This window comes from Nonomuraea sp. NPDC049028, assembly GCF_043197735.1.
In the GTDB taxonomy this organism is placed as follows: Bacteria; Actinomycetota; Actinomycetes; order Streptosporangiales; family Streptosporangiaceae; genus Nonomuraea.
The window spans coordinates 402,249-422,372 of sequence record NZ_JBICTR010000007.1 but is presented as its reverse complement, the minus strand read 5'-3'; the positions used below and the strand labels follow the sequence as shown (position 1 = coordinate 422,372).

At 70.0% G+C, this 20,124-nt stretch carries 21 protein-coding genes; 8 read left to right on the top strand and 13 right to left on the bottom strand.

Annotation, left to right across the window (positions count from 1 at the left end; translation table 11 throughout):
* Positions 1–14: 14 nt before the first annotated feature.
* The 8 genes from ACGFJ2_RS29175 to ACGFJ2_RS29140 form a co-directional block, all read right to left on the bottom strand.
* Positions 15–809, bottom strand: a complete 795-nt coding sequence (locus tag ACGFJ2_RS29175; protein ID WP_393473525.1) for an SDR family NAD(P)-dependent oxidoreductase — start codon at positions 807–809, stop codon at positions 15–17.
* 51 nt (positions 810–860) lie between these two features.
* Positions 861–1,859 (bottom strand): HesA/MoeB/ThiF family protein, encoded by a 999-nt coding sequence (locus ACGFJ2_RS29170; RefSeq protein ID WP_393473522.1) that lies wholly within the window; start codon positions 1,857–1,859, stop codon positions 861–863.
* Positions 1,860–1,965: 106 nt separating this feature from the next.
* Complete coding sequence (locus tag ACGFJ2_RS29165) at positions 1,966–2,862, bottom strand: lysophospholipid acyltransferase family protein (RefSeq protein WP_393473519.1); 897 nt, start codon at positions 2,860–2,862, stop codon at positions 1,966–1,968.
* A complete protein-coding gene (locus ACGFJ2_RS29160) occupies positions 2,859–3,854 on the bottom strand; it encodes an NAD-dependent epimerase/dehydratase family protein (RefSeq protein WP_393473516.1) in 996 nt (331 codons plus the stop codon). The genes ACGFJ2_RS29165 and ACGFJ2_RS29160 overlap by 4 nt, the downstream gene beginning before the upstream one ends.
* 22 nt (positions 3,855–3,876) lie before the next feature.
* Positions 3,877–3,975 carry a 30S ribosomal protein bS22 gene (locus ACGFJ2_RS29155; RefSeq protein WP_018654693.1) on the bottom strand — a complete coding sequence of 33 codons (99 nt, stop codon included), beginning with the start codon at positions 3,973–3,975 and terminating at the stop codon, positions 3,877–3,879.
* Positions 3,976–4,151: 176 nt separating this feature from the next.
* On the bottom strand, positions 4,152–4,355 hold the full coding sequence (locus ACGFJ2_RS29150) for a helix-turn-helix domain-containing protein (RefSeq protein WP_026214222.1): 204 nt from the start codon (positions 4,353–4,355) through the stop codon (positions 4,152–4,154).
* A gap of 312 nt (positions 4,356–4,667) precedes the next feature.
* Entirely contained in the window at positions 4,668–5,450 is a 783-nt protein-coding gene (locus ACGFJ2_RS29145) for a phosphatase (RefSeq protein WP_357954617.1), read from the bottom strand.
* A gap of 8 nt (positions 5,451–5,458) precedes the next feature.
* A complete protein-coding gene (locus ACGFJ2_RS29140) occupies positions 5,459–6,622 on the bottom strand; it encodes an acetoin utilization protein AcuC (protein ID WP_393473512.1) in 1,164 nt (387 codons plus the stop codon).
* A 136-nt stretch (positions 6,623–6,758) separates the two neighbouring features.
* On the opposite strand from ACGFJ2_RS29140, the gene ACGFJ2_RS29135 reads away from it, so the two are divergent.
* The 4 genes from ACGFJ2_RS29135 to ACGFJ2_RS29120 all read left to right on the top strand — a co-directional run bounded on the left by ACGFJ2_RS29135 (position 6,759) and on the right by ACGFJ2_RS29120 (position 10,298).
* Positions 6,759–7,934, top strand: coding sequence for a sensor histidine kinase (locus ACGFJ2_RS29135; protein WP_393473509.1), 1,176 nt, complete (start codon positions 6,759–6,761; stop codon positions 7,932–7,934).
* Entirely contained in the window at positions 7,931–8,590 is a 660-nt protein-coding gene (locus ACGFJ2_RS29130) for a response regulator (protein ID WP_393473506.1), read from the top strand. The genes ACGFJ2_RS29135 and ACGFJ2_RS29130 overlap by 4 nt, the downstream gene beginning before the upstream one ends.
* Before the next feature lie 80 nt (positions 8,591–8,670).
* Positions 8,671–9,561: an ABC transporter ATP-binding protein gene (locus ACGFJ2_RS29125; protein ID WP_357954609.1), complete on the top strand. Its 891-nt coding sequence runs from the start codon at positions 8,671–8,673 to the stop codon at positions 9,559–9,561.
* A complete protein-coding gene (locus ACGFJ2_RS29120; RefSeq protein ID WP_358180397.1) occupies positions 9,558–10,298 on the top strand; it encodes an ABC transporter permease subunit in 741 nt (246 codons plus the stop codon). The genes ACGFJ2_RS29125 and ACGFJ2_RS29120 overlap by 4 nt, the downstream gene beginning before the upstream one ends.
* A gap of 15 nt (positions 10,299–10,313) precedes the next feature.
* On the opposite strand, the gene ACGFJ2_RS29115 is transcribed toward ACGFJ2_RS29120, so the two are convergent.
* The 5 genes from ACGFJ2_RS29115 to ACGFJ2_RS29095 form a co-directional block, all read right to left on the bottom strand.
* On the bottom strand, positions 10,314–11,498 hold the full coding sequence (locus ACGFJ2_RS29115; RefSeq protein ID WP_393473501.1) for an ABC transporter permease: 1,185 nt from the start codon (positions 11,496–11,498) through the stop codon (positions 10,314–10,316).
* Positions 11,495–12,274 carry an ABC transporter ATP-binding protein gene (locus tag ACGFJ2_RS29110; RefSeq protein ID WP_393473498.1) on the bottom strand — a complete coding sequence of 260 codons (780 nt, stop codon included), beginning with the start codon at positions 12,272–12,274 and terminating at the stop codon, positions 11,495–11,497. Before ACGFJ2_RS29110 ends, ACGFJ2_RS29115 begins: the two co-directional genes overlap by 4 nt.
* Complete coding sequence (locus ACGFJ2_RS29105; protein ID WP_358180388.1) at positions 12,271–13,638, bottom strand: HlyD family efflux transporter periplasmic adaptor subunit; 1,368 nt, start codon at positions 13,636–13,638, stop codon at positions 12,271–12,273. The genes ACGFJ2_RS29110 and ACGFJ2_RS29105 overlap by 4 nt, the downstream gene beginning before the upstream one ends.
* A 141-nt stretch (positions 13,639–13,779) precedes the next feature.
* The gene (gene proC / locus ACGFJ2_RS29100; RefSeq protein ID WP_357954599.1) at positions 13,780–14,574 is read right to left on the bottom strand and encodes a pyrroline-5-carboxylate reductase; all 795 of its coding nucleotides are present in this window, start codon (positions 14,572–14,574) and stop codon (positions 13,780–13,782) included.
* A gap of 98 nt (positions 14,575–14,672) precedes the next feature.
* Positions 14,673–15,554, bottom strand: coding sequence for a proline dehydrogenase family protein (locus ACGFJ2_RS29095; RefSeq protein ID WP_393473494.1), 882 nt, complete (start codon positions 15,552–15,554; stop codon positions 14,673–14,675).
* A 91-nt stretch (positions 15,555–15,645) separates the two neighbouring features.
* On the opposite strand from ACGFJ2_RS29095, the gene ACGFJ2_RS29090 reads away from it, so the two are divergent.
* The 4 genes from ACGFJ2_RS29090 to dnaJ all read left to right on the top strand — a co-directional run bounded on the left by ACGFJ2_RS29090 (position 15,646) and on the right by dnaJ (position 20,121).
* Complete coding sequence (locus tag ACGFJ2_RS29090) at positions 15,646–16,104, top strand: hypothetical protein (RefSeq protein WP_393473491.1); 459 nt, start codon at positions 15,646–15,648, stop codon at positions 16,102–16,104.
* Between the two features lie 344 nt (positions 16,105–16,448).
* Positions 16,449–18,320 (top strand): molecular chaperone DnaK, encoded by a 1,872-nt coding sequence (gene dnaK, locus ACGFJ2_RS29085; RefSeq protein ID WP_393473488.1) that lies wholly within the window; start codon positions 16,449–16,451, stop codon positions 18,318–18,320.
* The gene (gene grpE, locus ACGFJ2_RS29080) at positions 18,320–18,916 is read left to right on the top strand and encodes a nucleotide exchange factor GrpE (RefSeq protein ID WP_357954591.1); all 597 of its coding nucleotides are present in this window, start codon (positions 18,320–18,322) and stop codon (positions 18,914–18,916) included. Before dnaK ends, grpE begins: the two co-directional genes overlap by 1 nt.
* 20 nt (positions 18,917–18,936) lie before the next feature.
* Positions 18,937–20,121, top strand: a complete 1,185-nt coding sequence (dnaJ, locus tag ACGFJ2_RS29075; protein ID WP_358180382.1) for a molecular chaperone DnaJ — start codon at positions 18,937–18,939, stop codon at positions 20,119–20,121.
* Positions 20,122–20,124 lie beyond the last annotated feature (3 nt).

Genomic DNA, 20,124 nt, shown 5'->3' with positions numbered 1-20,124 from the left:
CGCGGAGTTCGCGCTCACACCTCCTTGACGCAACCTCCGTCGATCACGAGGTCGGCGCCCGCCGTGCTGCCGGAGCGGGGCGAGACCAGGAGCGCGATCGCGTCGGCGACCTCCTGCGGGGTGACCAGGCGGCCCGTCGTCAGCTTCATCATCTCCGGGGCCACCTTGGTGATCACGCTGTCCCGGTCGGCGCCGACCATGCCCCCGAAGACGTCAGCCGCGCCGCCCTCGTCGGTCCACCAGGGGGTGAGCACGGGCCCGGGAGAGACGGTGTTGACCCGGATGCCCTGCGGGCCGTACTCCTCGTCGACCGCCTTGCTGACGAAGGTGAGGGCCGACTTGGCCGCGCCGTAGTCCATGTTCACCGCCGAAGGCTGCCGGGCGGTGACGGAGGAGACGTTGACGATCGAGCCGCCGCCGCCCTCCAGCATCACCGGTACGGCGGAACGGATCATCCGGATGACCGAGAACAGGTTGAACTCGAACATCCCCCGCCAGGTGTCGTCGTCCGAGGTCATGAACCCGGCGTGCGGCAGCGTCACGCCGGGCGGCGGGCCGCCGGCGTTGTTGACCAGGATGTCCACCCGCCCGAACTCCTCGACCGCGCGGGCGACCACCTCGGCGGGCGCCTGGGGGTCCATCAGGTCGACCGGCACGTGCACCACCTTCTCGGGCAGCTCGGGGGTGCGGGTCCTGGAGGCCGCGACGACGTGGGCGCCCTCCTCGATCAGGGTCTGTGTCACGGCCAGGCCGATGCCCTTGGACGCCCCGGTGACGATGGCGACGCGGCCGGTAAGTTGCAGATCCATAGTTTTCCTTCGCTTCCGGTGTGTTCTCAGTCGGAGAACACCGGCGGCCCGCTACTGGTTGCAGGTGCAGCGGGGACCGTCGAGGAAGTGCAGCTCACCGTGGGCGAAGTCCAGGTGGGCGCGGCGGTTGAGCGTGGGGCACTCGGACGTGGCGATGTACTGGACGATGTCGTGCACGGCCCAGGCCGCGATGACCGTGTTGGTGGCGCCGAACGACCACGGCGTGGGACCGTGGCCGCCCTCCAGCCGCCGCTCGCGCGACAGCCCGGCCTCACGGGCGTGCTCGAAGCAGATGTGGCAGTGTCCCGCGCGGGGCGACAGCAGCGGGCCCCAGTGGCCGTGCTCGTGGGCGACCGCCGCACGGCTCATGGCCACATCCCGTTCGCGGCACCACCGCCAGACCGTGTCGGCCAGCTCGGCGGGCTCGTCGGCGCCGATGAGGACGAGGTCCACGTGCGGCAGGCCGTCGAGGTCGGCCGCACTGGCGACACGCCGCCGTACGGACACCACCTCGGTCTCGGGCGCGAAGTCACGCAGCCGCGCGCTGAGCGCGTCGACCTTGGGCACGCCCACGTCCCTTGTCGTGTACGGCAGCTGCCTGTTGAGGTTGTGCAGCTCGACCACGTCGGGATCGACGGCCACGATGCGGCCGACCCCGGCGGCGCCCAGGTGCTGGGCCGCGACCGCGCCGATGCCGCCCACGCCGAGGAGCATGATCGTGCAGGCGGCGATCCGCGACTGGAGCTCGCGCGCGTCGGGGGCGAAAAGTGTCAGGTAGCCGTGCTGGCGGGCGAGCCGGCCCGTGGACTCGGCCGCCGACTGCGGCGGCTCCGAGGTGAGCCACCCCATGTGCGTCAGCGCCGCCACCAGGTCGGCCAGCAGCCGGTCCGCGTGGATCTCACTGTCGTCGACGCCGTCCCGCAGCAGCGTGACCGCCTGCTCGACGCGGTCGAGGTCGCCCCGCAGCGATAATCCGTCACGTGAGCCGGTCGACAGGATCACCTGGTCGCCGGCGTTCGTGACAAGCACGGAGTCGACGAGCCGTCTCATGCACGCTCCCTAGGTGTCGAACCCATGGGTGTCCAGCCGCCGTCTTGCCTTGCTCGGTTTCCCCATCCTTGATGGCTTGACCGATCATGTCAAGATTCTGTTGAGTTCAGAAGAATGGCGGAAAGGCGGGGCCGCGGCGCAGCCTCAGCTCGTTGAGCATCTGCTGGATGATCTCGCGGATGTGATCGGTGAGGTTGAACACCAGCACCGGGTCGTCGGCGTCCGCCGCGTCGTACTCGTCGGTACGGATGGGCTCCCCGAACTGGATCATCCACTTCGACGGCAGCGGCACCAGGCCGAGCGGGCCGAGCAGCGGGAAGAGCGGGGTGATCGGCAGATAGGGCAGGCCGAGCAGCCTGGCCAGCGTCGGCAGATCGCCGATCTTGGGGTAGATCTCCTCGGCGCCCACGATGGCGGTGGGCAGGATCGGCACCCCGGCGCGGATCGCCGACGCGACGAACCCACCGCGGCCGAAGCGCTGCAGCTTGTAGCGTTCGGAGAACGGCTTGCCGACGCCCTTGAACCCCTCGGGGAACACCCCGACGAGCTCGCCCTTGCGCAGCAGCCGGTCGGCGTCCTCGCGGCAGGCCAGCGTGTGGCCGGTCTTGCGCGACAGGTGGGCGAGCATCGGAAGCTGGTAGACCAGGTCGGCGCCGAGCAGCCGCAGCGGCCGGTCGGCCTCGTCGTGCAGCGCCACCTGCATCATCAGCGCGTCGACCGGCAGCGTGCCGGAGTGGTTGGCCACGACCAGCGCGCCGCCCTCATCGGGCACGTTCTTCAGATCGACCGTCTCGACCCTGAACCAGTGGTGGTAGAGGGGCCTGATCAGCTCCAGCAGCACCTTGTCCGTCAGCTCGGCGTCATAGCCGAACTCGTCGACCTCGTAGTCGCCGGTGATGCGCCGGCGGATGAAGGCCAGCAGCCTGGCGAGCGGCTCCGGCTCCTCGAAGGAGGGTGCCGAGCTGATGGGGATCACGCGGGCCTCGTCGTCCGGAACGCTCAATGCCGCACACCTCCGAGCGGGTGCAGCCCCCGCGAGCGCAGAAAGTCGTCGAAAGCCGCTCCGGTGGTGAACTTGGGCTTCCAGCCCAGCTCGGCCTCCAGCCTGGAGCAGTCGACCGCCCGGCCATGGCTCATCAGCCGGACCTGCTCGGGCGAGTAGTCGACCAGTCCGGCGCGGCGCGCGGCATCGCCCAGCAGGCGGAAGGCGGGCGCGAACAGCGGCAACGACGGCCGCCCCGCCCGGCGCGCGCACTGCGACAGCAGCAACACGCCTGCCCCGGCCACGTTGTACGTGCCGGGGTGATCTTCGGTCGCCATCCGCCGCAGCACCTCGACGGCGTCGTCCTCATGGACGAACTGCAGCCGCGGGTCGAAGCCGAACACGGTCGGCAGCACCGGCTGGATGAAGTAGCGGGTGAGCGGCGAGTCGACGCCGGGACCCATGAAGTTGGCGAAGCGCAGCAGCGAGACCGCCATGTCGGGCCGACGACGCGCGAAACCGCGCACGTAGCCCTCCACCTCGACGGCGTCCTTGGCGTAGCCGTGGCTCGGGCCGTCGTGCGGCTCCAGGTCCTCCGTGAACACCGCCGGATCCCGTGGCGACGAACCGTAGACGGCGGTGGTCGAACGGACCACCACGCGCCGCACGGTCGCCGACCGCTGGCAGGCACCGAGCAACTGCATGGTGCCGATGACGTTGTGCTCCTTCATCACGGCCCTGCCCGCGCCCCGCGACGGAGCGCTGACCAGGCTCATGTGCACAACGGTGTCGATGTCGGCAGCCGCGATCACCTGAGCGATGTCGGGGCTGCGCAGATCGACCCGGACGAACTCCGTCCGGCCGAGGGAGATGCCGCCATCTCGCGTCAGCGAGGGGGGCGGCACGGTGTCCACTCCGATGACGCGACTGATGTCCGGGTCGGCGGCGAGCACGCTCGCCATCCGAGCGCCCACGTGGCGCGAGACCCCGGTGACGAGCACGGTGTGGGTCATCAGCGCCTCGCAGCTGCGTCTGTTACTTCTTGTTGCGCCGCTGGATGCGCGTCTTCTTGAGCAGCTTGCGGTGCTTCTTCTTGGCCATCCGCTTGCGGCGCTTCTTGATCACAGAGCCCACGGGACCCCCAGGTACTGATAGCAGATCTGAACCGATGCGCGAGCGCACACCGGATCACAGACTACCGGCGATCGGCTGTGGATCGCCCCCTGGGGGTGAGCCCGGCCGCTCGGTGGCGACCGGGCGTCTCCCACGACGGCATTCACGGCGTGTGGCATACGCCGCTACCTCAAGATCTACCCTGCCTCGATGTAGGCCTCCCGCAGATAGTCGTGGACCGCCTGCTCGGGCACCCTGAACGACCGACCGACTCGGATGGCCGGCAGCTCGCCAGAGTGCACCAGGCGGTACACCGTCATCTTGGACACCCGCATGACCGTGGCCACTTCCGCCACCGTCAGGAACTTCACCTCACTGAGAGGTCTTTCGCCTGCACCCATCGGACGCCTCTTCCGCACGTGTTTACGGGTTATCCCCACTGGTGCCACTGCTCACGCACGTGTACTGCCGTCAGCGTAAGTCGGGACTCCGACAGCGCAAACCCCCTATTTTCTCAGCTGACGGAGCTACCTGTCAGCCAAACCAGCAAAATCGCTGGTTAACCACCGGCTTGAGCACCTCGCCTGGACGTTGGAACTGTCCAACTTGTCACACATAAGAGTCGCCCAGGCCCCCTCAAAAGTTGGCAAAGGGACTGCGAGCCTCTTGGAATGCAGGCGCGAAAAGACAGTATGGGGATGACCGAATTGAACTCAAAGGGCCTGTGAGGCTCGTGTGACAAGATGGGCGATCAGCGGCTCGTAGTAGCGCGGTAGCACATTGTCATCGAGGGGTACGACCACGTCGATCTTGCCTTCGGCCTCGCCGAGGAAGAGTCCGGGGTCGTTGCTGTCGGCGAACGCCACCGTCGGCACACCCGCCTCTCCAGCCGCTCCCGCCCAGCCGTGGTCGGCGATGACGAGGTCCGGCGTGACCTCGCCCAGGACGGTCAGCATCCGCTCCATCGGGGCGGAGTCGTGGGTGTGCACGAATCCGCCCTTGTCATCGAGCATGGCGATGTCCTGGAGGTAGCGGATCTTACGTGCGCGTCCGAAACCCGATCCGGAGTAGGTCCAGCCCTCGGCCGGCGTCAGCAGCGTCGCCCCGCGCTCCACGGCGAACCGGGCGAGCGCCAAGTGGACGACGAGCAGGCCCGTGGGGTGCCCGGTGGCGAACAGCAGCCGCGGCTTGTCCCGCGACAGCACGCCGGCGATCCGGTCGGCCATGGCGTCGAGCGCGTCGATCGTCAGGTCGGGGTCGATGGTGTCCTGGCCCCAGCGGTGTCCCGCGTCGGCCTGCACGCCGGCCGCCTTGACCATCTGCGCGAGGACGTCACGGAACGACCACGGCTGTTCCAGGGTGAGTCCCAGCATGTAATAGGGATCGCGGTTGGCCACCGAGCTGTAGTGGTCGAGATTGTTCTCGCGCGACGTGGCGACCTCGCCGGCGATCCGGGTGCGGACCAGGTGTTCGCGGAATTGGTCGCGGCTGAGCACAACTCTCCCTAAGGCATCGGGTCGAGGCCGTGCAGGGGGAAGACCGCCTGTCGGGTCGCCATGACCGCACGGTCGATGGGGTCTGCTGGGTCATAACCACCAGCTAGGTCGCGAAATTCCGGATTTCGGCCGTCTGTCATGGTCAGCGGGGGCATCTCGCCCGTCCGCTCTCGTACGAACGCCCGCCAGGCCGGGGGTGTCTGGGTGGCCGGGTCGAGCGGATGCCCGGACAACTCGGCCATCAGGTGCGTCCAGGCCCGCGGCACCACCTGGACCAACTCGTAGCCGCCCCCGCCCGTCGCGAGCCACCGGCCGCCGGCCGTCTCGTGCGCCAGCCGGTGCAGGGCGGAGTAGGCGGTGCGCTGACCGTCGAGGCTGAGCATCAGGTTGGCGAGCGGGTCGAGCGCGTGGCTGTCGCAGCCGTGCTGGGTCACCAGGATCTCCGGCCGGAACTCACGCAGCAGCGGCGGCACGACCGAGTCGAAGGCCCGCAGCCAGCCCTCGTCTCCACAGCCCGCGGGCAGCGCCACGTTGACCGCCGTGCCCTCCGCGCCCGTCTCCCCCGGGTAGCCGGTGCCGGGGAACAGCGTGCGCGGGCTCTCGTGCAGGCTGATCGTCAGCACCCGGGGATCGTCGTAGAACATCGCCTGCACGCCGTCGCCGTGGTGCACGTCGACGTCCACGTAGGCGATGCGGCCGACCCCCTGCGCGAGCAGCCAGGCGATGGCCAGCGCCGGATCGTTGTAGACGCAGAAGCCGCTGGCGTTACCGGCCATCGCGTGGTGCAGACCGCCGGAGATGTTGACCGCGTGCTCGGCCGTGCCCTCCCAGACCGCGCGGGCGGCCGCGAGCGTCGCGCCCGCGATGAGCGCCGAGGCATCGTGTACGCCCTTGAAGGCCGGATTGTCGGACGTGCCGAGCCCCACGGACAGGTCGGCCCCGCCGGAGGCGGAGACGCGCTTGACGGCCTCGATGTAGTCGCGCCGGTGCACCAGGGCCAGTTCGTCGTCGGTGGCGGGCACACAGCCGACCACCTCGATCTTGTCCAGCACGCCGAGCTCACGGGCGAGCGCCATCGTCAGCTCCACCCTGACGGGCGCCAGCGGATGACTCGGCCCGAAATCGTAGGAAGTGAGAGCATCGTCCCAGATGGCCCGTGCCGTAGAACTCATTCTTGCTCCCGTCCCTCGCCCTTGAAGCGACGTTACCGCAGCGTCAACTGGCCGCGTCCAGACGGTGACGGGGGCTGTTCCGGCGAAATATCGCCGCTTTTCAATAACTGCCACATAGGGTTGGATCATGCGCTTCATGCGACGCGTCACGGCCGCATGGCGCTTCTTCAAGCGTCCGCGCGTCTTCGACATCACGCTGGTGACCGTGCTCGTCGGGGCCGCGAGCGTCGGCCTGGTCTCCGTGCTGCGCCAGGGCTACCCGGACGTCGCCATGGGCGCCGGCCTCTTCATTCTCAGCACGTTCCCGCTGCTGTTACGGCGGACCCGGCCCGTCACGGTCGCCGCGATCGAGACCGCCGGTGAGATCTTCGGCATGGCCGCCGGCATCATGGCGTCGGCCAACATCTCCTCGACGATCGCCTTCTACAGCGTGGGCCGCTACACCCCGGGCAGGACCGCCGCGCTCACCGCCGTCGGCGGGGGCGTGGTCTACGCTCTGGCCAACCACCTGACCAGGCCGGTACCCGGCGCTTGGATGATCGGGTTGTACCCGCTGGCCCCCATAGTCGTCGGCCAGTTCGTCAGAGTCCGCGCCGAGCTCAGGGAGCGCGGCCAGCGGGAGGCCACCGAGAGCGCGGTCCGCGCCGAGCGGCGGCGCATCGCCAGGGAACTGCACGATGTCGTGGCCCACCACATCAGCGTCATCAACGTGCTGGTCGGCGGCGCCAGGGCCACCCTGCCGCCGAGCGAGGACGCCGCCCATGACGCCCTGGCCGGGGCGGAGCGGACCGCGCGTCAGGCACTGGCGGAGATGCGCCAGCTCCTCAACGTGCTCAGGGCCGACGACCCGGTCGGAGCCGGCGGCGTGTTCACCACGGACGGGCTGCTCAGGGTCGAGGGGGGCGCCGACGCCGCGACCGGGGTGGGCGCCGCCCGGCTGCCGGCGCTGGTCCAGGAGGCCGCGACCGCCGGACTGCCCACGAGCCTGACCGTGATCGGCGAGCCCGTCACGCTGCCGACGACCGTCGACCACGCCGTCTACCGGATCGTGCAGGAGGCGCTGACCAACACCCGCAAGCACACCGTGGGGGCGCGGGCCAGCGTCCGGCTGGCGTACGAGAGCGAGGCGGTCGAGGTGGAGGTCATCGACGACGGCCTGCCCGCGGCGGGCAGCCGGAACGCCCCTGCTCCGGGGTTCGGGCTGGACGGGATGGCCGAGCGCGTGACCCTGTGCGGCGGCCTCCTGAGCACGGGCCCCCGTTTGGAGGGCGGCTTCCTGGTGCGCGCCCGCATTCCCCTGGAGACGACATGATCACCGTACTGCTGGCCGACGACCACGCGCTGGTGCGCAAGGGCTTCCAGCTCATGCTCGACGCCCAGCCGGACATGCGCGTGGTCGGCCAGGCGGCCGACGGCGCGGAGGCGGTCGCGCTGTGCGAGCGGCTGCGCCCGGACGTGGTGCTGATGGACCTGCACATGCCGGGTCTCGACGGGGTTCGCGCGACCGAACGGATCACCGTGGAGTCGCCCGGTGTGCGGGTGCTCGCGCTGAGCACGTTCGACCTGGACGAGAACGTGGTGGCGGCCCTGCGGGCGGGCGCCGTCGGGTTCCTGCCCAAGGACGTCTCCCCCGAGGAGCTGGTCGAGGGCGTCCGTGTGGTGCACCGTGGGGAGTCCGCCGTGGCGCCGCGCCTGCTGACCCGCCTGATCGGCACGTTCGTACGGGCGGCGCGGCCGCGCCGCCGGGCGGCTCCCACGAAGCTGGACGGGCTGACCGAGCGCGAGCGCGAGACGCTCGTCCTGATCGCCCGCGGCAGGTCCAACGCGGAGATCGCCGAGGAGCTGGACGTCTCCCCCTCGACCGTCAAGAACCACGTGACGAGCCTGTTCGCCAAGATCGGCGTCCGGGACCGGGCCCAAGCGGTGATCGTGGCCTACGAGGCGGCGCTGATCACCCCTGGAGAGTAGGAGCAGGGTCCCAGAGACCGCGCCCGCGAACGGTCCTCCAGCAGGACGAAATCCCGTTCCCGCACGGCCACGCTTGGATCATGACCGCGATCCGGGCAACGAACCTGAGCAAGCGCTACGGCGGCACCGTGGCCGTGGCGGACCTGTCCTTCGACGTCGAACCCGGCCAGGTGACCGGGTTCCTGGGACCGAACGGCGCCGGGAAGTCGACGACCATGCGCATGATCCTCGGCCTGGACCACCCGTCGGGCGGGTCGGTCCTCGTGGACGGCAGGCCGTACGGGGAGCTGCGGCACCCGCTGCGCAAGGTCGGCGCGCTGCTCGACGCCAAGGCCGTGCACGGCGGGCGCAGCGCCCGCAACCACCTGCTGGCCATCGCCCAGACCAACGCCATCCCGGCGAGCAGGGTGGAGGAGGTGCTGGAGGAGGTCGGCCTGACCAAGGTGGCCAAGCGGCGGGTCGGCGGGTTCTCGCTCGGCATGTCGCAGCGGCTCGGCATCGCCGCCGCACTGCTCGGCGATCCGGAGATCCTGCTCTTCGACGAGCCCGTCAACGGGCTGGACCCGGACGGCATCCTGTGGATCCGCACGTTCATGCGGAAGCTGGCGGCCGAGGGGCGCACGGTGTTCGTCTCCAGCCACCTGATGAGCGAGATGGCGCAGACGGCCGACCACCTGGTGGTGATCGGCAAGGGCGCGCTGATCGCCGACACGAGCATGTCGGAGTTCATCGGGCGCAGCTCTCAGTCGTACGTACGGGTGCGCTCGCCCCGCCTGGCCGAGGTGGCCGATCTGATCAAGGTCGGTGACCTGCACACCGACCACCTGAGGGTGACCGGGGTGACGCCGCTGGAGATCGGCACGATCACCGCGCGGGCCGGGTTGCCGCTGGAGGAACTGACGTTCGTCCAGCCCTCGCTCGAAGCGGCCTACATGGAGCTCACCAAGGACAGCCTGGAGTACTCATCATGATCGACATTTTCCGGTCCGAATGGACCAAGATCCGCTCTGTCCGCTCGACGGTGTGGACCCTGGCCACCACCGCCGTGCTGATGCTGGGCTTCTCCGTCCTCCTCAACGCCTCGGCCAAGGGCATGGCCAAGGGGCCGGTCCCGGGCTCGGAGGCGATCATGTTGAGCCTGACCGGGGCGATGATGGCCTCGATCTCCATGGCCACCCTGGGCGTTCTGGTGATCTCCAGCGAATACCGCACCGGGGGGATCCGCACCTCGCTCATGGCAGTGCCCCAGCGCATGCGCCTGCTGACCGGCAAGATCGTGGTGTTCGTCGCGGTGTCGCTCGTCGTGTGCCTGGTCGCGTCGGCCGTCGCGGTGGGCGTCGGCTTGGCGATCGCCCAGCCACCGTCCATCGAGATGGGGGAGGTGGCGCGGGCTACGCTCGGGTCCGGTCTCTACTTGACCGCGTGCGGGCTGTTCGGGCTCGGACTGGGCACACTGATCAGGCACACGCCGGGCGCGATCGTGTCGGCCATCTCACTGATCCTGGTACTGCCCAGCGTCGCGATCCAGCTCCCGGGCGAGTGGGGCAGGACCGTGGCCGCATACTTCACCACGAACGCCGGCTTGCTGGTCGTGTCCGGCGACAGCCGCGGCTCCCTGGGCCCGTGGAGCGGGTTCGCGGTCTACCTCGCCTGGGTGGCGGTCGCGGTGATCGCGGGCGCCGTGCTGATGCGGCGCCGCGACGCGTAATCGCCGTTGATCCCGTTACTCGGCGCGGAGGGCGATGACCGGGTCCAACCGGCCGGCCCTCCGCGCGGGCGCGACGCCGAAGAACACGCCCACCGCCGCCGAGACGCCGAACGCCAGCGCGATCGACCACCAGGTGATCGAGGCGGGCACCGGCGTGAGCGCCTGGATGGCGAGGGCGCCGCCGACGCCGAGCAGGATCCCGATGACACCGCCGATCGTCGTCAGCAGCACCGCCTCGATCAGGAACTGGGTCAGCACGTCGCGTTGCCTGGCCCCGAGCGCCTTGCGCAGCCCGATCTCACGGGTCCGCTCCCGGACGCTGACCAGCATGATGTTGGACACGCCCACGCCGCCCACCAGCAGCGAGATGCCGGCGATGGCGGCCAGCACGCCGGTGAGCATGCCGAGCACGCTGCCGATCGTGCCGAGCAGCTGGGTCTGCGTGACGGCCGAGAACTTCTCCCCCGGATACCTGTCGGTCAGCGCCGCCACGACCCGGCTCTGGAGCGGCTCGATCTCGTCGGGCCCCGACGCGCCCACCGCGATGCCGTTGACCCTGGCGACGCCGAGCAGCCGCTGGGCCGTCGTCACCGGGATGTGCACCTCCTGGTCGCGCGAGACCCCGAAGGTCTGGCCGATCTTGGCGTAGACGCCGACGACCCGGAACCGCGCCCCGGAGATCGTCAGCTGCCGCCCGATCGGATCGAGGTCGCCGAACAGCTTGTCGGCCACCTCGGAGCCGAGCACGGCGACCCGGCGCCGGGTGTCGACGTCGGTCCCGCTCAGGTGACGGCCCTTGTCGAGCGGGCGGTCGAAGATGTTGGTGAGGTTCTGGTCGGTGCCGACGACGGTGACGAACGCCTCGGTCCCGCCGACGCGTACGGTCTCGCCCGACTGCAGCGACACCGTCACCTTGGCCGGGTCGCCGACCACGCGCCGCACGTACGCGACGTCGGCCAGGTTGAGCTTGCTCTGGGTCGGCGCCGCGCCCACGGTGAGCCGGCCAGGGACGACCAGGATGATGTTGGTGCCGAGGCCGGAGATCTCCTTCTCCACCGCGTCCTTCGCGCCGGTGCCGACGGCCACCAGGATCACCACGGCGAGCACGCCGATGACGACCCCGAGCATGGTCAGCACGCTGCGCATCCGGTTGACCCGCAGCGCCTCCAGCGCCATGCCGAACGCCTCGCGCCCCCTCACCCCGCGCCGCCGCCGTTCCTCTTCTCCCTTTCGCCCTGCTCGCTCCTTTTGCTCTGCTCGCTCTCCGCGCTCTCCTGGGCGCCGGTGTCCAGCTCGATCAGCCCATCGCGTACGTGGATCTGCCGCCGGGCGTGCCCCGCGACCTCCGGCTCGTGCGTGACCAGCACCACGGCCACCCCGCTGTCACTGTTGAGCCGGTCGAGTATGGCCATGACCTCGGCGCCGTTGCGAGTGTCGAGATTGCCCGTCGGCTCGTCGGCCAGCAGCACCTTCGGCTCGCCCACCAGCGCCCTGGCGATCGCCACGCGCTGCTGCTCGCCGCCGGACATCTGCGAGGGCCGGTGCTCCATCCGGTGCCCCAGACCCACCGCCTCCAGCGCGGCCCGCGCCCTGGCCCGGCGCTCGGCCTTCCCCACCCCCCGGTAGACCAGCGGCAGCGCCACGTTCTCCAGCGCCGAGGTCCTGGCCAGCAAGTGGAACGACTGGAACACGAACCCGATCGTCTTGTTGCGCAGCTCGGCCAGCTGGGTGTCGGACAGTTGCGACATCTCCACCCCGTTCACCCGGAGCCGCCCGGACGTGGGCCGGTCGAGGCAGCCGAGTAAGTGCATCAGCGTGGACTTGCCGGACCCGGACGGCCCGATGATGGCCACGAACTCGCCGCGGCCGATGCGCAGCGACACACCGCGCAACGCCTCCACGGCGACGCCGTCGAGCTGGTAGCGCCTGGTGAGATCGACGGCTTCCAATGCGGCGTCCGACGCGGCGGCGGTCATGGCAGTCGCTGCCCTTGCCGTACCGAGTCCGCGCCCTTGACCACGATCCGGTCACCGACCGACAGTCCGTTCAGCACCTCGACCACCGCCTCTCCCTGGGCGCCGAGCTTGACCACGCGGCGCTCCGCCGTACCGTTCCTGACCACCCAGACCACGCTCTCGCGCCCGCTGGAGACGATCGCCGAGGCCGGGGCCGCGATGGCGGCGGGCGACTCGCGGACCGTCAGCCGCGTCACCGCGCTCATACCCGGTTTGGGGGTGGGCGCCGCGGCACCGTCGTCGAACCGGCCCGCGCCGAGCGTGAGCTGCACCGGGTAGCTGACGCCGCCCGTCGTGCCGGGCATCGGCGTCACGCCGACGCCCGTTACCCGCGCGGAGTAGGCCGCGCCGGGAACCGCGTCGAGCTCGACCGTGGCCTTGGTGCCCTTTTTGACCAGCAGCACGTCGGTCTCGTCGATGTCGGCGGAGAGCGTGAGCTCCGAGACGTCCGTGACGGTGACGATCGGGTCGCCCACCGACACGGGAACACCGGTCGCCACCGGCGTGCCGCCGCTCGCCGAGCCGCCGGAGGTGTCGGCGGGCAGCTGCTGGCCGCCGGTGGGCAGCTGGCTGAGCAGGCCGTTCAGGCTGCTCGCGGCGCCGCCGCCCGAGGGCCGGCCGAGCGTGACCACCCCGCCGAACGGCGCCTTGACGGTGAGCGACTTCACCGCGCTCTCCGCCGCCCTGACCGCGGCCTTCGCCTGGGACCTGGAGGCCGCCTGCAACGACGCCATGGACGACGTCAGCCCGCCGAACCCGCTGGTGACCCCGGCCAGCACGCTGTTGATCGACCGGTTGAGCTGCGCGGTGATCGACTTCAGGGCCCTGGACTGCGCCTTGTGCTGGGCCTCGGCCAGGCCGATGGCGCTGAGCAGCTGCCTGCGGGCCTGAGCGTCGTCGATCTTCTTCGCCTCCCTGCGCGCCTTGGCGAAGTGCGCGGCCACCTTGCGGTCGAACGCGCCGGTGTCGAAGGAGGCGAGCCGGACGTTCGGGCGGCCCAGGCTCGGGGTCGCGGGCGCGGCCGACTTCGACGCCCGCCGGGCCTGCTTGAGCTGGTCCTGGGCCTGCGGCGAACGGATCTTGGCCACGATCTGGCCCTTGCGCACGTGGTCGCCCTCGCGTACGTACAGGTGGGCGATCGTGCCCTGGGCGGGCGAGCGGAGGGTGGCCGTGGCGCGGGCGCCGATGGTGGCGGGCGCCTCGACGACCTCGGTGACGGGGGCGCGCTTGACGTCGGCCAGTTGTACGGCGGCCGGTGCCTCGGCCGAGCAGCCGGTCAGCGCGAGCAGGACGAGCAGCGGGGGGATGCCGCGACGGATCGTCACCCGACCCATCGTAGGAGCAGGGTGCCCGGGGTGGCTTGGGCCTCCCGAACTCGGGCCGGACACAGCCCGGACTCACTCCGGCCCCAGCCCGAGGCCGGCTCGCGGCTCCGGTCGCGGGCGGCTCGCGGCTCCGGTCGCGGCTCAGCCTGAGGCCAGCTCGCGGCTCCGGTCGCGGGCGGCCTCGATGGCGGCCAGGAAGGCGGCGCGGACGCTGTGGCGTTCGAGCTCGGCGATCGCCGCGATCGTGGTGCCGCCGGGCGAGGTGACCGCCTCGCGCAGGATCACCGGGTGCTCGCCCGAGTCGCGCAGCATCACGGCGGCGCCGACGATCGACTGGGTGACCATGTCGAGCGCGGCCGCCCTGGGCATGCCGAGCAGGATCCCCGCGTCGACCATGGCCTCGACCAGGTAGAAGAAGTAGGCGGGCCCGCTGCCCGACAGCGCGGTGGCCGCGTCCTGCTGCGACTCGGGGATGCGCAGCACCTTGCCGACCGGCTTGAGCAGGTCCTCGGTGTGCTGAAGGTGCTCCTCGCTCGCGTGGGCGCCCGCCGAGATCACGCTCATCGCCTCGTCGAAGCGGATCGGCGTGTTGGACATCACCCTGACGACCGGCACTTCGACGCCGAGACGCTGCTCGACGAAGGCGCTGGTGATGCCCGCCGCGGCGGTGATCACCAGGCGGTCGGCGGGGACATAGGGGGCGATCTCGGCCAGCAGCGCCGCCATGTCCTGCGGCTTGACCGCCAGGATGATCGTCTCCGCGGCCTTGGCGGCCTCGGTGTTGGTCACGGTCCGCACGCCGTAGGCCTCGCGCAGCGCCTGCGCCCGCTCCGGCCTGCGGGACGTCGCCATGATGTCGCCCGGATCGAACCCCGCTCGCAGCAGCCCGGACAGGAGGGCCTCGCCCATCTTGCCCGTGCCCAGAATCGCAATCACCCCAGTAGCCTACCGAGCCGGTGCCTGCTGACCGGCGACGCGGGCGACCCGGGCGACCGGGCGACCGGGCGACCGGGCGACCGGGCGACCGGGCGAAGCTAGTGCCGGCTCAGCAGCGACCGGGCGAAGAAGGCCAGGTTGCGCGGGCGCTCGGCGAGGCGGCGCATGAGGTAGGCGTACCAGTCGGCGCCGTAGGGCACGTAGACGCGCACCTGCGCGCCGAGCCCGGCCAGACGGGCCTGCTCGGCGGGCCGCACGCCGTACAGCATCTGATACTCGAAGCCCGTCGCGTCCCGCCCGGTGAGTACGGCCAGCGCCGAGGCGATCTCCACCAGCCGCGGGTCGTGCGTGGCGACCATGGGATAGCCGGTGCCCGCCATCAGCACCTTGAGGCAGCGCGCGAACGACCGGTCGATGTCGGCCCGGGAGGTGAGGGCGCCGGGCGCGCTGTAGGCGCCCTTGCAGAGCCGTACGCGGGCGCCGTCGAGCCGCTCGCAGCGCTCACGGGCGTCCGGCAGGTACGCCTGCACCACGATGCCCACGTCGGGATACTCCTTGCGCAGTGTGGCGTGCACGGAGTCGAGCCTGGGGATCGTGTCGTGCTCCTCGGCGTCGAGGGTGACCGTCACTCCCCTGGCCGCGGCGGCCTCGCAGACGGTGGCCGCGTTGTCGAGCGCGAGCTGCTCGGACAGCCGCAGCCCCAGCGCGGTCAACTTGACCGACACGTCGGCGTCGCGAGGCAGCCGGCCGAGCAGCGTGAGGTAGCCCTGGACCGCACGCTCGACCTGCGCCCGGTCGGTGACGTCCTCGCCCAGGCGGGCGATGGTGACGAGCAGCCCGTCGCGGGTCAGCCGGGCGACGACCGCTTCGACGTCGTCGGCGACATAGCGCTTGACCACGTCTCTGGTCAGCGGCGAGGTGGTGACGACCCGCTCGACGAGGTCACTCCTGGATACGGCTAGCAGGGCCTGACGCAGCACATATTCCACCCTAACTTCGCCGGCGCGAAACCCGCCGGATTCGGTAGCTGAACCTGCGAGCCGTCCCATTCGTCCAAGAGGTATGCGCACAATGACAGCGACTCTTCTGGCCGGATGTCTGGTGCTTGCGACGAGTTGCGGGGCCCCCGCGCCTGCCAAGCAGGCCACCGCCCCCGCCCCACAGACGCCGGTCACCACTGACCCCGTGGCGAGTGTTCCCGCTGAGACCACTCCCACGAAGGCTCCGAAACCGGTCAATCCCACGGGCGACACCATCAACACGCACAAGGTCCGCTGGACCAAGGCGCAACCGACGTCCCACGGCCGCAAGCTCAAGCTCATCTGGTGGTCGGGCGTGGCCCCGTGCACCGTCCTGGACCGGGTGAAGGTCAAGGAGACGCGCAAGAGCGTCAAGGTCACCCTGTACGAGGGCACCGCCCCGAAGGCCAAGGACGTCGCCTGCATCATGATCGCGGTGGAGAAGACGACGACGGTCAAGCTCAAGACCCCGCTCGGCAAGCGCAAGGTGCTGGACGGCGCCAAGCCCTGAACCTCAACCAGACCCAGACCCCGGCACACGACCCTTGTCGCGCCAGGGTCCGCCAGTTTCGAGTGGGGGACTTTCGGGGGGAACGACCAGACCCCGGCACACGACCCTTGTAGCGCCAGGGTCCGCCAGTATCGGACGGGAGACTTTCAGGACGGAACGACCAGACCCCCGCACACGACCCCTGTCGCGCCGGGGTCTCGTCAGGGTTTGAGGGGGGAACTCTCAGGGGGAATACGGGTGCCCGGGGTCGGGTTGAGTCGAGTAGGCTCAAGCTGTTTGACAAACACCCCGGGCATTCGTACGTTGAGTCTGACCGACTCAACTTTAACTACAGGGACGTACTCATGGCACGTGCGGTAGGTATCGACCTTGGGACGACCAACTCCGTCGTCTCGATCCTCGAGGGCGGTGAGCCCACCGTCATCGCCAACGCGCAGGGCTCGCGGACCACGCCGTCCGTGGTCGCCTTCGCTAAGAACGGCGAAGTCCTGGTCGGCGAGGTCGCCAAGCGACAGGCCGTCACCAACGTGGACCGGACCATCCGCTCCGTCAAGCGGGAGATGGGCACCAACTGGTCCCAGGAGATCGACGGCAAGAAGTTCTCCCCCCAGCAGATCAGCGCCTTCGTGCTGCAGAAGCTGAAGCAGGACGCCGAGGCCTACCTGGGCGAGAAGATCACCGACGCGGTGGTCACCGTCCCGGCCTACTTCAACGACGCGCAGCGCCAGGCCACCAAGGAGGCCGGCACGGTCGCGGGCCTCAACGTGCTCCGCATCATCAACGAGCCCACCGCGGCGGCCCTCGCCTACGGGCTCGACAAGGAGCAGGACCAGACGATCCTGGTCTTCGACCTCGGCGGCGGCACCTTCGACGTGTCCCTGCTCGACGTCGGCCAGGAGGACGGCCACGGCTTCGTCGAGGTCAAGGCGACCTCCGGCGACAACCACCTCGGTGGTGACGACTGGGACCAGCGGGTCGTCGACGAGCTGGCCAACCGGTTCAAGAACGCCCACGGCGTCGACCTGTCCAAGGACAAGATGGCGCTCCAGCGCCTGCGTGAGGCCGCCGAGAAGGCCAAGATCGAGCTGTCCAGCCAGGCCGAGACCACCATCAACCTGCCCTACATCACCGCCTCCTCCGAGGGCCCGCTGCACCTCGACGAGAAGCTGACCAGGGCCGAGTTCCAGCGGCTGACCGCCGACCTGCTCGAGCGGACCAAGGGCCCGTTCCACCAGGTCATCAAGGACGCCGGCATCAAGATCTCCGACATCGCCCACGTGGTGCTCGTCGGCGGCTCGACCCGCATGCCCGCCGTCTCCGAGCTCGTCAAGGAGCTGACCGGCGGCAAGGAGCCCAACAAGGGCGTCAACCCGGACGAGGTCGTCGCCATCGGCGCCGCCCTGCAGGCCGGTGTGCTCAAGGGTGAGGTCAAGGACGTCCTGCTGCTCGACGTGACCCCGCTGTCGCTGGGCATCGAGACCAAGGGCGGCATCTTCACCAAGATCATCGAGCGCAACACGACGATCCCGACCAAGCGCTCCGAGGTCTTCACCACGGCCGAGGACAACCAGCCGTCGGTGCAGATCCAGGTCTACCAGGGCGAGCGCGAGATCGCTTCTTACAACAAGAAGCTGGCCACCTTCGAGCTGACCGGCATCGCCCCGGCGCCGCGCGGCATCCCGCAGATCGAGGTCACCTTCGACATCGACGCCAACGGCATCGTCAACGTCTCCGCCAAGGACCTGGGCACGGGCAAGGAGCAGACGATGACGATCACCGGCGGCTCCGCGCTGCCGAAGGACGACATCGAGCGGATGATGCGCGAGGCCGAGTCCTACGCCGACGAGGACAAGAAGCGCCGCGAGGAGGCCGAGGTCCGCAACAACGCCGACGGGCTCGCCTACCAGACGGAGAAGTTCCTCCGCGAGAACGACGACAAGGTCCCCGGCGAGATCAAGACCGAGGTCGAGGAGTCGCTCGCCGAGCTGAAGAAGGCTCTGGAGGGCACCGACACCGACGTCATCCGCAACTCGGCCGAGAAGCTCGCGACCGTCAGCCAGAAGATGGGCTCGGCGATCTACGCGCAGAGCCAGGCCCAGCAGCCCGGCGGCGAGGGCGCCCCGCAGGACGCCGCGGCCGGCGAGCAGCAGAAGGCCGATGACGACGTGGTCGAAGCCGAGATCGTCGACGAAGACCAGCCGAAGAAGGACAAGTGATGCCGACGCGTGACAACGGGCACGACGAGCCGGTGATCCGCGACAACCGCAAGATCGACCCGGAGACGGGCCAGGTGCGCGAACGACCGCAGGACCAGGACACTCCCCCTCCTCCCGCCGCCAGTGAGGCGGCGGCGCAGGACGGGGACCTGCTGGCCCAGCTCTCCGAGCGGACGTCCGACCTGCAGCGCCTCCAGGCGGAATACACCAACTACCGCAGGCGGGTCGAACGCGACCGCGGAGCCGTGCGGGAGCAGGCCGTCGCGAGCGCCCTCCAGGAGCTCCTGCCCGTGCTCGACGACATCGGCCGGGCACGTGATCACGGCGAGCTCACCGGTGGCTTCGCGAAAGTGGCAGAGTCACTGGAAGCGGCCGTCACCAAGCTCGGGCTCAACTCCTTCGGCCAGAAGGGCGACCCGTTCGACCCGACCGTCCACGAGGCGCTGATGCACAGCTACTCGCCGGACGTCACCGAGCCGACCGCGATCGAGGTGCTCCAGCCCGGTTACCGGATGGGTGACCGGGTGCTCCGCCCGGCGCGGGTGGCCGTGGCGGAGCCAGAAGACGCCCCCCCGGCGTCCGACGACGACAACTGACGAAGAACGAAGGGCGATAGATGAGCACCAAGGACTACCTGGAGAAGGACTACTACGCCGTCCTTGGTGTGCCCAAGTCAGCCACGGCCGAAGACATCAAGAAGGCCTACCGCAAGCTGGCCAGGCAGTACCACCCCGACACCAATCAGGGCGACGTGGCCAAGGAGACCAAGTTCAAGGAGATCTCCGAGGCCAACGACATCCTGTCCGACAGCAAGCGCCGCAAGGAATACGACGAGGCGCGCACGCTGTTCGGGTCCGGGGTGGGGGCCCAGCGTCCCGGCAGTGGCGGCTTCCCGTTCGACTTCGGCGACCTGTTCGGGGGCACCGCCAACCAGCAGCAGCAGGGCCACGGGGCGGGTGAGCGGCTCGGCGACCTGTTCGGCGGGCTGTTCAACCGCGGTGGCGGCGGCTCGGCCCGTACGACCAGCGCCACCAGGCCGCGGCGTGGCCAGGACGTCGAGTCCGAGGTCACGCTCACGTTCTCCGAAGCGGTCGAGGGCTCCACGGTGTCGCTCAGAATGACCAGCTCGGCCGCCTGCACGGCCTGCAGCGGCACCGGGGCCAAGGCCGGCACCACCCCACGGGTCTGCCCGACCTGTGAGGGCACGGGGGCGGCCAGCCGTAACCTGGGCAACTTCGCCTTCTCCGAGCCCTGCCGCGACTGCAAGGGCCGCGGCCTGCTCGTGGACGACCCCTGCCCCGTGTGCGAGGGCAGCGGCCGGGCCAAGAGCACCCGCAACATCCAGGCGCGCATCCCCGCGGGGGTGGCCGACGGACAGCGGGTCAAGCTCAAGGGGAAGGGCGCTCCGGGCGAGAACGGCGGCCCGGCCGGCGACCTCTACATCCTCACGCACGTCAAACCGCACGCCGTCTTCGGCAGGACGGGCGACAACCTGACCATCACGGTGCCGGTGACCTTCTCCGAGGCCGCGCTCGGCGCCGAGATCAAGGTGCCGATACTCAAGGGGCTGCCGGTCACGCTGCGCATCCCGACGGGCACGCCCAACGGCCGCACGTTCAGGATCCGTGGCAGAGGCGTCGCCCGCAAGGACGGCACCAAGGGCGACCTGCTCGCCACCGTCGAGGTGCTCGTCCCCAAGACACTGGACGACAAGTCCCGCGAGCTCCTCACGGAGTTCAACACCGCGACGGCGGGCGAGGACCCGCGGGCTGATCTCATACAGAGAGCCAGAAGCGAGTAGCCG